Source organism: Pedobacter sp. 01N416 (genome assembly GCF_056399685.1).
Map to the genome: position 1 here is coordinate 1 of NZ_JBFTRT010000148.1, position 13,404 is coordinate 13,404.

The window sequence follows — 13,404 nt, forward strand, 5'->3', positions numbered from 1 at the left end:
AGATAATCCATCTAAACGATAATTAAAATCCACTACATATTTTTGCTTGTAGTTATAAGAGAAAGCACCTGCAAAAGCAATTGTTTTCAAATCTGTATAACTAATGGTACCTCCGAATGGAGAATTTGTCAATGGTCCACGTAGTTGATCGTTTACTCCTTTTTGGTCTAACATCGCATCTGCCTTAAAAAAAGAAGACCTTAACTCAGAGAAAGCAAATAGAGAGAAATTATGGGCATCCTCACCTTTTTCTTTAAGTGAATAAAAATAAGATAACTGGTTACGGTTGTACAATGTGGTTGACCTATCATTATAGGTATAATTCTGAGACTGGTTAGCATTTAATGCTGCTGGAGAAAAATTATCTTTAACACTAGATACCCCAGTATAGCTCAAATAAGTGCCAATTTTAAAATTTTTAAGCACCTCGTAATCTGCATTAATAGTTGCCGTTGTATTTAAAACCTTACTATCATTATCTGTAGTTAATGCGCCCAATACAGAGTTTACAGACGAATACAATGATGGTGCAGGTAATAACGACGAGGAACTGCCCCCAGTTGCCACCCCCTCGTTCTGCAAGCCATTTCCGCTTCCAGTTTGTTGTTTCTGTATAGAGTTGTATAATGACCCAACCAATTTGAATTTATCACTTGGCTGATACCCCATGTTCATATTCAAATTATAACGGGTATAACCTGTATTTTTTTGGATACCACTTTGATCAATAACACCCAACGCAACTTTATAATTAAACTTAACATCGCCCCCAGAAATATTTAAGTTATGGGTTTGGTTAATTGTAGGTCTATAAAAGTACGACTGCCAATCTGTAGAATTATTGTAATAAGCATTTAAACTATCAGCAAGAAATGGCGTACCATTAATTTTATCTATTGCCTTATATTTACTTGTATCATTACGTAAAATCTGGTCTATTCTTAATAAACGTTCGTCTTTACCTCCAATTACTGTACGTAATTGCGGTACCGTAGACAAAAATGTACTTCCGCTGTAACGTATTACTGGCACCTTAGAGTTACCACGTTTAGTGGTAATTAAGATAACTCCATAAGCACCCCTCGATCCGTAAAGGGCAGTTGCTGCTGCATCTTTTAAAACGGTAATATCTTCAATCTCCTCAGGTGGAATTTGAGATGCCGGAGAAACGCCCGGCCCAGCTGGTTGAAAACCATAAGAATAATCCGCATTATCATCAACCGGTACACCATCTATTACATACAATGGTGATGTTGGCGTAAGAAAACTAGAGTTACCCTCTCCACTAACATTAATGTTAGAGATACCACGGATAGTAACAGAGCCCCTAAAACCTGGTGCACCAGTATTATTTTGGATGTTTAAGCCTGCAACTTTACCCTGTAACAGAGAGATCACATCGCCAGCAGGTTGCCCTTGTAACTCTTTACCAGAAATAGTTACTGCAGAACTTGTATTTAATGTTTTGGTTTTGGTTTGGTAACCGGAAGTAATGGTTATTTCTTTTAGTTTAGTATCACTTGATTCAGTTAAAGTAACATTGATAGTGGTTCTATTATTTACTTTTTCCTTTACGGACTGAAAACCGATATAACTGAAAGTTAATACAGCGTTGTTATTTACAGTAACCCTATAACTACCCTCGCGACCTGTTTGTGCAACCACTTTACCATCTACCAGTACAGTTACCCCGGGTAAAGTTTGCTTTGATTTTGTTGAGCCGTCATATACTACTCCATTAACCACAATTTTTTGCTGTGCAAAGGTCTTGCTCTGGAAACCAAAAATCAATAAAAATGCTATGGTGTAAAAATACTTCATTGGAAATATGTTTTGTTTAAATCTATTTGTGTCCATTAATCATTATCAAATTTTGGTCTGTCCCTTAAAAACTGGAAAGTAATTTCCCAATCGCCTTGTTGGTAAATGTTAAAATTCAATGCTACAAAACATTGCTGCAACACATTTCCGAAAGCTTGTCTGTTAAACCTAAACACTACCCTAGCTTGAGTACCAGATAAAGTAGTATACTTTGTTGGATATGCACTTAATGGAATTGGATAAGCCGCATCGAATTTTACATATTTATCTGTTTTAACCATGTTAAACCCGTGTACCAAATTAGCCCAATCTGTAGCAGCAAACTTGTTAGGATCTATAGGATTAGATAAGGTATCTGTGAATTTGAAAGTTAAGCTATTGCCACTTCCATTTCTCTTAAATACAACACGTACATCAGATCCAGCGTTTAAAGGCTGACCACGCTCTCCTGTAATATTTACACCACTTGGAGATACCGAAACATTGGGGCTTTGTCCAATAACCGGATCTAAGTTTGATGGTTCATATGGGCGTTCCTTAAAAGGCAATAGTCTTAAATTTTGATAGTATTTCCTACCCCCAGAATTAGACATTTCGACATCGAAAACATAACCAGAATCTGGTTGTGCTTTTATTTGATTTGAATTGGCTGACGCCCACATTAAAAACTCTCCCGAATGAGGTCTTATCTCAAACAATTGATGATTTTCTAAGGCTCTTTTAGCATCAATTTCAGCAATTGATTTTTCTGTCCCATCATAGGCTTGTTTCCAAACCATTACGGGATAAAAAGCCGTCAATTCTGGTGCTGGCTCGCCTGTAAATGTCCTCATATTTACAATCTTAAAATCTAAAGGACGACTAGAACTACCGTATTGAAAGTTATTGCTAAATAAAGTATTTCTTCCCAACACTGGTTTATAGACGTATTGGGTAAATTGCGAATTGTTAGCAATAGAAAGCCGTGCATCAGGCAAGTTCTTTTTGCATGACGAGAGCAGACCAATACTGCTAAGCAATGCTAATGCTATTTGTAAAGCATATTTAATATTTTTCATTAGAATATATTTGTTTTTTAATGGTTATGAAGCTATCATGGGCAAATTTTCTTGCTGTTGAACAGCTTCCCCATGATGGTGTCATCATTTTTTTCTTACGTTAATTATCTAATCTTACAGTAAACTCATCAAATCCGAAATTATGCATTGGAGTAAGGATGTTTATGGTTGCATTATTGGTTTTAATATTAACAGCATCAGTAGTTGTATTAACCCAATATTTAGTAAAAATAACACCCTTTGGATCGCTAAAAGTTAATTGTGCAGCCCCCCCGCCTACATAACCAGAAGAGCTTAACTTTACATATTTAATATGCATGAGATAATTAGAACCAACCGACACTTGATCAATACCATCTATAGTTTCCTTGTAATCATTAGTTGTTTTATTATCCTTAAGAATGTATTTGCAAGTCATGTACAATAACTGAGCAGGATCTGCATTGTCTAAATCAATCAATGATTTTCCTTTTGCTATTCTTTGATCATTCAAGTATTTCAATGCGGTTTCAAAATTTTTATTTACCGGAACAAACAAGGTTACTTTTTCATTTTTTAGTGTGTTAACTAAATCTGGATACTTATCTACAACCGATAAAAAAATATCGAATGTTCCTTTTGGTTGTGCTTTAAGGTATTCGTAAGCCGAACCGTTAAAGCTTTGTACCGTATTCACATAATCATGATAAGGTGAATCGCTTTTTTTACAAGCTCCAAAACATAAACTTAGCACAACTAATGCGAACAAAATGTGGTATTTATATAATCTATTTTTCATGTATTTTTTTGCTATATGATTATTGCCAATATGAATTTTGAGTAATTAATGAATTCGCATTAATTACATCTTGCGATACTGGCCAATAAACCCCTCCTGCAGCTTCAAACTGTTTAAAGGTCATTGGCGTACCATTTTTAGTGGCAAAAACACCATTAGTATTTTTAATTCTGTTCAATCTCACAATATCGTACCATCTCCAGCCCTCTCCCATTAATTCTCTTCTTCTTTCTGCAAAAATGGCATCAAGAATTGGCACAGTAGATGAGGCTAAATAAGCCGTTCCTCTTTTATTGGTAGATACATTTAAAGCATCAATGGCACCGTTTCTATCCCCAAGTACAGCTAAAGCCTCAGCCCTTAGCAAGGTAATCTCTTCTAAACGACTAATTACGCATGACGAGCTATACATCATCACATCACTAGTTTTTTGAGCTCTATTAATAACCTTTATTTTGTTAAAAATTGGTAATTCTGATTGATAGTCATAAAAATAATTGGTTCTATATAGCTTAGTTACCGGATCAATACTGAAACGTAAATCTGATGGATCAGTAAATGCCTTATTGATAGTATCCTTTGGCACAAACATTTCTGGCTGGGCTTTAGGGATAAAGGGCTCGGCCAATGTTAGTTGTTCTATGTGACCATTCGCAGACGTCAATCCATTAATATTCTCAAAAGCAAAGCCTACTATTAAGCTTGACCTTTTAAAAGCAAACGGATTGGTAGCTCCATTGTCATTTTCCGTCAATGCATCCATACTAAGATAATCTATGTTATAAGCTCCATCTCCATTTACTTTTGTTTGATTATCTAAAACGTATTTCGAATAATTAGCCACATCTAAATAATTACCTTGCCAAGCAGCTATATGTGCCAATAAGGTATAAGCAGTTAATCTGTTAAACACGATACCATTCCATGAACTCCAACCACCACCATAATATAAGCCAGGCAATATTGGATCGGTACCTCCATATCTAAACGGCAACACTTGAGCAGCAGCTAACAATTCATTGGTTGCAAATGCTAAAACTTTCTGTTGTGAGGTTCTAGGTAATTGAACAAATTCGCCGTCATGAGAAGAGGTTAACAAAGGTACATCTCCCCATATTCTACTCATATAAAAATAGGCTAAAGCTCTTAGTGTTCTTGCTTGTGCAATATCTGCCCCATTATTCAATACAGTATAACGTGGGTCTAATTTTAAAATCTCGCCAGAACGTTCTATATATAAACTAGCCGCATTAATGGCGGCATAAAACCTACGCCAATTAGTAAGCCTATTAATTACAGGGTACGATGCATTTAGCTGTCCGTTTACAATTGCTTTTAAATCGGCACGATTCGTGATTTGGAAATCGCCCTTACGCAAATCGCCCATTAACCAATGTCCATTATCAGAAACCGTTGCCGAACGTAACAAACCGTAAATAGACAACAAATTGGCCTTAGCGTCTTCTAATGTTTTCCAGTTGGTTTCTTCAGTAGATAGTCTTGTCGATTGTACATCATCAATCTTTTTACAAGAAAAGTTCCCTAAACCAACCAGTAGCACAATAATTCCAATTGAAATTTTGTTGAGACTGTTCCTTTTATTGATCGTGTTATTCATATCTTTTTCTTATATATTTTATAAATCCAACTTAAGTCCTAAAACAAATGTCTTCGGGATCGTTAGATTAGCCCCATCATAGTATCCATTGTAGTTAATTAACTCAGGGTCACTGCCTGTAAATTTGGTCATGGTTAATAGATTCATCGCCGTAGCATATAAATAGGCTCTCTTAATTTTCGATGAAGATTTTTTAAAGAATGGCGCTTTGCTAAAATCGTATCCTAAGGTTACTGATCTTAATTTTAAATAAGATGCATCTTCTAAGAATAAATCTTGATCTGTACGATAGGCATCTACATCACTAAACGGATTGTAGATTGGGTATTTTTTTTCGTTATCAAACACTTGCCAAGATGATACTTCCTTAACAGAACTAATATCATTCCCCGTTTCTGCTTTTATAAAACCATAACGTGTAGCTTGATACTGGTTAATCGCTTTTTGACCCAAAGCAAAAATGAAGTTGAAGTTTAATTCGAAATTTTTATAATTCAAGGTATTGTTCCAACCACCTACAAATTTTGGTAAACGATCACCAGTCATGACTTTATCTTTGTTGTCAATTCTGTTATCACCATTATAATCTTCCCATTTAGGGTCTCCTGCTTTGATTGGAATACCGTTAAAAGTAAGACCTACAGGCACTTCGGCATTCGTATTATAAATACCATTGTTTGTATATAACCAGAAACTACCTACAGGTTTTCCTACCTCTAGTCTATTTTCGTTAAGAATTAATTGAGTTACCCCATCAGGTAAAGCCGTTAATTTATTTCGGTTATAGTTAAAATTGAAACCTGTACTCCAACTTAATGCCTTAGGCCGATTTATTACCAAACCATTAACTATTAATTCTATCCCTTTATTGTTAATAGCCATACCAGATTTGTAATTCAAATCATATCCTGTTTCAAAAGGGACCGGCATACCAATTACCTGATTATTATCATTACGATTATAGGCAGTAACCGCAGCATTTAATCTATTGTTAAAGAAACTAGCATCTACAGTCAGGTTAGTTCTTTCAGCATAAGGTAAAGAAATGCCATAACCTATAAAACCGCTTCCATAGGGTCTATTGATACCCAATCTACTACCATAACCCGGAATTGTAGGTTCTTCAAACCATCCATTTTCAGACCTGTATTGAGGTCCGGCTGCAAAACGATCATCCAAAAATATCCTAAGCGTCCTACCCCATCCTGCACTTACATTTAAGCCATTAAAAGTTGAGTTTGTTTTTAAGAACTGTTCCTTAAGGTTATAGTTAGCATTAAATGCCGAGGTAGTTACCCATCGGCTATCTGGTTGACCGTTAGAAGAGCCATCTCTTCTAACAATGGCGTTAACAGTTAAGAGGTTTTTATAGCTATACTTAGYCGAACCATAAAAAGACAATAAATTATTTTTCTCTTTATCAATATATCTGAAAACATAAAAGCCATTAGTAGCTAAATAGTCGTTATCATTTGAATTTCCATTTACCTTAAGTAGCTTAATAAAATCATTTTTGGTATCACCGTAGGCTCTAGCATAATTATATTTATAGGTATCGCCTTGAAAACTTTGACCTATCTCAAAATCAATAGCATGGTTTTTATTGATTTCGAATTTATAAGCAGCATTGTTATTTATTAGTATGCGCTGACTATAACCGAAATAATTTGAGATATAGTTAACGCCATCTATTAATGTTGAAGGGATAAAATAATCACGAACACCCTCGTTATAATCAAAAATTAAACTTGAAGTGATAGCTATCTTATTAACTTTTGCAGCTAGAATTAAGTTTCCATTTAAAATGCTTGACCTGTTATTGTCAACATTTTTTTCAGTTTCAGTTAAAAAACCTTGATAAATAGCAGCATTTGGAGACAATGGATTTGATAAATCAGGAATATAACGTTGCTCGGCAAAACGATCTCTTAAGCTATTATTTCTAATACGATCTAATCTTGAAGCATTTACTGTACTTGATACCGTAATCCATTTAAACGGCGCCATATTGATACCAAAAAACAAGTTGTATCTTTTGATATCAGTATTATCGGCGTTACCCGCATTTTTTGTTCCAGAACCGAAAAACCTAAAATTAGCCCGATCACTTCCGCCAGTAATCCCTAAATCAGCCGAAAATGTGGGCGTATTTTGGTAATAAAGATCATTCCAGTTTGATGGACCATAATATGCTGTATTAGTTGAATCTTTTAAATAAGAGGCATAACTGGCTAAATTTTGAGCATTAGCGTATTTTTGATAAAAAGGTTTTCTGAAATTATTTTCATAAACTCCATTAACTGTATTTACTTTGGGAGCTGTTACATATCCAAAATAAGAATTTACACTAATATCCCTTAAACCTCCCCTGGCATTTTTGGTGGTTATATATATTGCTCCATTTGCCGCATTAGGCCCTAACTTAGCTAATTCATAAGGATCTTTAACAACAACTATAGATTGTATGTTATTGATATTGATTTGTGAAAGTAAATTGGTAGCTGGACCAATCCTATTGTAATCATACTTTTGCACATCAAAAGCAAAAGGATTATCCTGTACCAAGGGCACACCATTTAAATAAACGGCAGGCTGCAAAGCATAAATATCCTTTTTATTGAACAACAATCCTGATGTTCCTTGAATCATCATACTTTGTTCTGTACCAGGTTCGCCGTTTGGCTCTTGCACATATACGCCTGCTAAATTTCCCTTAACAATTTGCTGTAGTGATAAATTTGGTACTGGATTTGATGCACGGATATTAATTGTATCTCGCACATTTTTGAATTTCTGCAGTGCTCTAACCATTTGGCCAATTGTATCGGTTTTAATGGAATAAGCAGTCGAATCTTTTTTGGCTTTAGTCGTATCTTGTTGAAAAACAAAATAACTGTCATTAGCCATTTTAAGGCATGCCCCGTGGGCGTATAAAGATTGCGATCCAAAAACCGATAAAAACAAGGCAATACAAACGCTTGTATAAATTTTAACCATTTTATTAGTTTAATTAAAAGTTTAAGTGTTTAAAGAAGAAGCTGGATTGTTAAAAATGTAATTAAGAAATTATCTCGATTTGAGATTTTGGGCAAAACAATGCCTTAAGACAAAAAGTAAAATTTTTGATCATGGAATGTGGTTTGGAATGGTTAGTATTAATTCTTAAAGCAAAATATATTGCCCAGAATGATTAGTTTTTGTTTGTTTGTTTGTTTGTTTGTTTGTATACCCTGGTTAGAGGTTTTATTATTTTATTTATTAATTATTCCCTGTTAGTTTAACAGTTTTTTGCTCGTAATAGTAAAATAAAATATCGGCTAGTTGTGATTTGTTAATGCAAGGTATATATTAAGAAAGTTGTTTTTTATTTTTTCTTAACGCAAACGTTTGCTTAAAAAAAGGAGTAAAATAAAACTATATGTTTATTAATTGCTTAAGCACAAGCTACTAAGAAGTAGATTTCTACCCTTACACTAGAAAATATTCTTCCCGATAATAAAACTTACCAGCAAAACCAAAAAACAACATTTACATGCTGTTCAAAAATTAACTTATACCAACCACATTTTGATTAAAGTACAAGTATTCAAGATTCTCCAATATCGCTAAAATTGTATTAGAAAAAAGACACCAGTTAAAATGAGCGCAAACGTTTGTTTTTTCACACAAAACAAGCCGCAACACTACGTTAGGCAATTTTTTTTCTTTAAAAAAAAAATCAAGCATATTATTTTTAAGTAATTTCTGTTCTGAATTACAAAAGAAATCAAACATCAGCCTAATAAATTATTTTTCAAAAAACTGTTGTTTACTATTTTTAAAACAGTAAATCATAAACCGTTTTACTAACTGTATTTTTTGTAGAAACAGTACAAACTGACTTCATAAATGAGACTTATTTTAGTACAGCGTTCCTGTGATCAGGAATACATGAAACTATGCAGAAAATCTTATTAAGCAAACTTATTCTCTACTAAAACACGCTTCAATACCGCCTCCGATGCGGCTTCACAGAAATCGATTCCGGAATAATCGGGGTTATAACCACCAATGTACGGAACGGCCATAATATAGATTCTTTCATTCATTTGCCCCGCTTCATTAACCACCTGAAAATGATCATTGATAGTGATACCAGGTACAGTTAAAAAGTAAGTATTGCCTTTCCTTATCACTAAATCATTATGCTTCATTTCTTCTTTTCCGTTCTCAGCAGATTGGAACTGCAACATGGCCGGACTAACTGAGCGGAAAGGTACTTAGCAGGATAATTCATGGCAAAACTTAAAACAGCCAGGGCCTCTTTCCAATAAATAGATTTCCGCTTTTCTATAGATTTTTCGGCCTCCTCGTATTCTTTCTTAAAAAGGTCGAAAGGTTCTATTTTTTCTCTAAATGCCATCATGGCCTCCACAAACTCCTCGAGGTTCATTTCTTTAATCTGCTCATAAAAAACAGGATCCTTTTCAATGAACATTTCCTTGAAATTCTTTTCAAATACAAAATCCAAGGGTAAAAATCCTCCGTTCTTAGCTATACTCGCCTGAATTTCGGCTTTGCTGAGCGTTTCTTCCTTTCCTAAATGTGAATCTTCCAAATGAAAGCGAATAGCAGGTAATAAACCACTGCGCGAATGCATTACAATTTTAAATCCCTTGCTTTCTAAATGATAACGATAGGTTCCATCCTCATTGTCTTCAAACTTGCCGTTCTGCCTGGCCAGTGTTCTTAGGGCATCAATCGCCGTTAATGATGAACCCATAATGCCAACAGCGTGGTTAAGTTTTAACTCTATTTTTTTAGGTGGGTATGGAGAATCGAAATAATTAGGAATCCTGCCCTCATATTTTTTAGGCCAATTGTGCCCGGTACAGATAATAACCTGATCGAAATAAAGTTTATCATGATTTTGAACACATACGGCCACTGCATTGTCATCAGGAACATCAATAATATCTTCTACAATGCAATTTAAGTGGGCATTGGTTTTGATTCCTTTTTTAGCCGCAACTTCTTTCAGGAGATTAAACTGAGCAGATAAGTATTCGCCAAAAAATAGCCTGGGCAATACTTTGTATTCGTTAAATTTCTCTTCGCTGATGTTAAACTTTTTTAAAACCGCTTTAGGTGCTATTTTAACCCAATCTTCTATAGAATTAAAAATGATCGGAATTTCATTATCGGATACATTGGTTATATGTTCTACATTAGCTCCTTCGGTACTATAAGGCATACCTGCCCCTAAATAGTCTTTGCGCTCGAAGATCTCTATTTCGAAGTTGGTGGCTTTAGACTCAACTAATCTTTTGTACATGAACAGACCACTGGGTCCTCCACCTATAATGGCAATTCTTTTGTTTGCAGTAGCTGTATTCATTTATTCTTGACGCGTTTTATTTAGTTGGCGAAAATAGCAGGTGATAACCTGTAGGTGATATAATCTTAAAAAAGCGAAATTGTTTTAAATCGATGGAAAATGTAAAGAGGATAATGGAATTGAAAAGATCTCTCCATTCCGTTGCACTCCAGTCGATGACGCCAATTTTTAGAATCTATCATTGATAGAGGTTAGAATTTTTCAAATACATCGGAGTATTGATGACAGGTTTTGGCGGTTCGTCATTCCCAACTTGATTGGGAATCGTAATGCAAGCGCTTTAAGATTCCCGCCTGCGCGGGAAAGACGACCACGCTGTTGGGATCCGTCATTGATAGAGATAATTTATTTCATAAAGATCAATATAAATGATGTTTATTGCACTTTTAGGTTTCGGAAATAAATGTCAGTATTCCATGGGATTTGGTAGTCCCGCTATCGTTCCAGCCAATGCTAATTCAGTGCCGATTTTTCGGTAAAGAATCGGCATCCACTACTATCGGATTTATAATGAAAGTTTAGGCTGCATGATCTCTAGCTTTGTGTTCTCTGCGTCCTCTCTTTGTGTTCTCTGCGGTTAAAAGAAGATAGAAAATCACAAACCAATTATAATTGTAGCTGTTAAAAGAAAAGGCAATCAATTAAAATATGGACGAACAGCAACCTAAACTATACATGCTTTTATTGGGATCGAAAGCACCGAAAAGAAATGTAGAACAGCACGATTATTTCTTTGGCATTGCCCATTCGCTTAAAGCGCTTGTTCCCGAAATTAAAGCTTTTTGGCCCGAAGCAGGAACCAGTATACATATAGATGGCTGGAGGGAAGTGAATAAGGTTGATAATTACGAAATCAACATCAAATTAAGAGAGAACCATACTACTCTTTCTGCTAATAAACTATTTTTCATTAACCTTGGTGGCTACCAATCGAACCAACTATACGAACAACATTATATTGTTTTATCTGTACATGATGAAAGGGCGAAGGCTATACAAGAAGCAAAGAAAACGGTATTCTTTAAAACCAATTCGATAAAAGGCGCCAATGCCCACATCGATGAAAAGTATGGCATTGATGTAGACGATATTTATAAAATTGAAGATATTTTAAGCGAAGAATCGAAGCAAAAATACCATATCGAAATAAAAACATCTTCAGGCGATTTACCTGAAGATGAAATTCATTTGGGTTATTTTAAACTAGATAAACTTTAATAGCGTTATTTTTTCGACAGTTTTTTTAACCATGCCACTACATCAGCAGCTGCTTTATCATTTTCGAAACCCATTTCTTTTGGTAAACGTCCGTTAACATATTCGTCATATAACCATGGATCGGCAATGGCAATTACTGTTCCTTTACCATATTTAGCCGAAGCAATAACTGTTGCATTAGCCGCATTTTTCAAAACAGGTTTTGCACTATTCTTGGTTTCAATGGAGCAAATATCTTTCATAAATATTTTCTGCGCCGTTTTAAATACTGGATTGTTTTTGGTTGAAATGGCACCATCTTCAAAATGTTTATCATCAATAACATGGTYTTGCATTTCATTGCTAAAGTGCATACCAAATACATTGGCAAGTTTATTAAAGTGTGGCAACTCTACGTTTGCACTATCGTTAGCAAACATTACCAATATGCCTCCTTGCTTTACCCATACCGAAATTTCGGCAATGTCTTTAGCCTCGATATAATTTGGTTTTGGATTTTCTTTTGGTCGGTCAGGATCTACAATTAGATATACATCAGTTCCTTTTAACTTGGCCGCAGTAGGAGCCGTTTCTAAAGAATCTAACTTAAAGCCTTGTTTCTTAAAGATGTTTCCTAAAATAAAGAAATTCCCATAATCGCTTTTGCCCCATAAATAATGAAAACGCTCTACCTCTCCAGCTTTATTTTTTCGGGTTTCGCGATTAAAAAAATAATCTAAAGTAACGGTTTGTGCACTCGCCAGAACAGATGGAGATCGAACATATCGTTTGTTTTATAGGTTTAACTATTAATTTACCCTTACCTGTTCTCCTTTCGCCGTTATGGCCACCGGGCTACTCGCCATAAATCCCTGAGGGATCTTAGGCGCTATCCAGGTAGATTTGGGCGGCAAAAACTCACCCTTTTCTGCAGTAGTAATAAATGCATCCGCTGTCATCGGAAAAAGAGAAAAACCAATTGACGTTTCATCGTGATTCAGCGCTTCAAGAAATTGAGACCATTTGCAATCCGGAAAGCAGACTAGTCTTTCGTCTTCCTTTGGCTTGTTGATACCCAGCACGGCCGACAGGATTTTATATTGTAAAATCACCGTATCTGGCACTTCTGACAATGCAATAGAAGCTTTATTTAAATCCAGTTGGTACCATTCGCCTTTAAAACAAAGGCCTAACCTATTCTTCTGATCAGGTTTATAAGCTTTGTTATTGGGAATTTTTGAGATATAATAATACGCTTTTAGTTTTTCCATCAGCAGCGAATAAGAAATATCTATACCCGAAACCATTCTGTGAAAGGCACCTATCGAAATTACATCGGCAGAAACAAATAGCGAACTGATCTGCTGAGCTGTGCTTTTCTGCAACGAACAGGCTGCTTCCAAGCGATGATGACCATCGGCAAGGTAAACCGCATGAAGTTTCATAAACGCTTCAACAAATTTTTCAATAACATCTTCTTCCAATACCTGATAAAGGAAATGCCCCATCTGCGACCATTCGCTTGCCAAAGGTTCACGCGTACGCACCACAAAAT

The 13,404-nt window shown here is 35.3% G+C and carries 10 protein-coding genes; 1 reads left to right on the plus strand and 9 read right to left on the minus strand.

Annotation, left to right across the window (positions count from 1 at the left end):
• The 7 genes from AC1DND_RS10190 to AC1DND_RS10220 all read right to left on the minus strand — a co-directional run.
• The coding region (locus tag AC1DND_RS10190; protein WP_477581330.1) for a TonB-dependent receptor plug domain-containing protein at positions 1 to 1,821 on the minus strand (1,821 nt) is incomplete at its 3' end.
• Positions 1,822 to 1,856: 35 nt separating this feature from the next.
• Entirely contained in the window at positions 1,857 to 2,879 is a 1,023-nt protein-coding gene (locus AC1DND_RS10195; RefSeq protein WP_477581332.1) for a DUF5007 domain-containing protein, read from the minus strand.
• A gap of 100 nt (positions 2,880 to 2,979) precedes the next feature.
• Entirely contained in the window at positions 2,980 to 3,657 is a 678-nt protein-coding gene (locus AC1DND_RS10200) for a hypothetical protein (RefSeq protein WP_477581334.1), read from the minus strand.
• A 19-nt stretch (positions 3,658 to 3,676) separates the two neighbouring features.
• Entirely contained in the window at positions 3,677 to 5,275 is a 1,599-nt protein-coding gene (locus AC1DND_RS10205; protein WP_477581336.1) for a RagB/SusD family nutrient uptake outer membrane protein, read from the minus strand.
• Positions 5,276 to 5,293: 18 nt separating this feature from the next.
• A complete protein-coding gene (locus AC1DND_RS10210) occupies positions 5,294 to 8,272 on the minus strand; it encodes a SusC/RagA family TonB-linked outer membrane protein (protein WP_477581338.1) in 2,979 nt (992 codons plus the stop codon).
• Positions 8,273 to 9,228: 956 nt separating this feature from the next.
• On the minus strand, positions 9,229 to 9,468 hold the full coding sequence (locus tag AC1DND_RS10215; RefSeq protein ID WP_477581340.1) for a hypothetical protein: 240 nt from the start codon (positions 9,466 to 9,468) through the stop codon (positions 9,229 to 9,231).
• Positions 9,465 to 10,652, minus strand: a complete 1,188-nt coding sequence (locus tag AC1DND_RS10220; RefSeq protein ID WP_477581342.1) for an FAD/NAD(P)-binding protein — start codon at positions 10,650 to 10,652, stop codon at positions 9,465 to 9,467. Before AC1DND_RS10220 ends, AC1DND_RS10215 begins: the two co-directional genes overlap by 4 nt.
• Positions 10,653 to 11,300: 648 nt before the next feature.
• Between AC1DND_RS10220 and AC1DND_RS10225 the strand changes: the two genes are divergently transcribed.
• Positions 11,301 to 11,870, plus strand: coding sequence for a DUF1543 domain-containing protein (locus AC1DND_RS10225; RefSeq protein ID WP_477581344.1), 570 nt, complete (start codon positions 11,301 to 11,303; stop codon positions 11,868 to 11,870).
• A gap of 5 nt (positions 11,871 to 11,875) precedes the next feature.
• Here the strand turns inward: AC1DND_RS10225 and AC1DND_RS10230 are convergent, their stop codons facing one another.
• Together AC1DND_RS10230 and AC1DND_RS10235 are read right to left on the minus strand one after the other, a co-directional pair.
• Positions 11,876 to 12,613 (minus strand): lacto-N-biose phosphorylase central domain-containing protein, encoded by a 738-nt coding sequence (locus AC1DND_RS10230; protein WP_477581348.1) that lies wholly within the window; start codon positions 12,611 to 12,613, stop codon positions 11,876 to 11,878.
• A gap of 45 nt (positions 12,614 to 12,658) precedes the next feature.
• Positions 12,659 to 13,404: DUF1015 family protein (locus AC1DND_RS10235; RefSeq protein ID WP_477581346.1), on the minus strand; the 746-nt coding region annotated here is incomplete at its 5' end.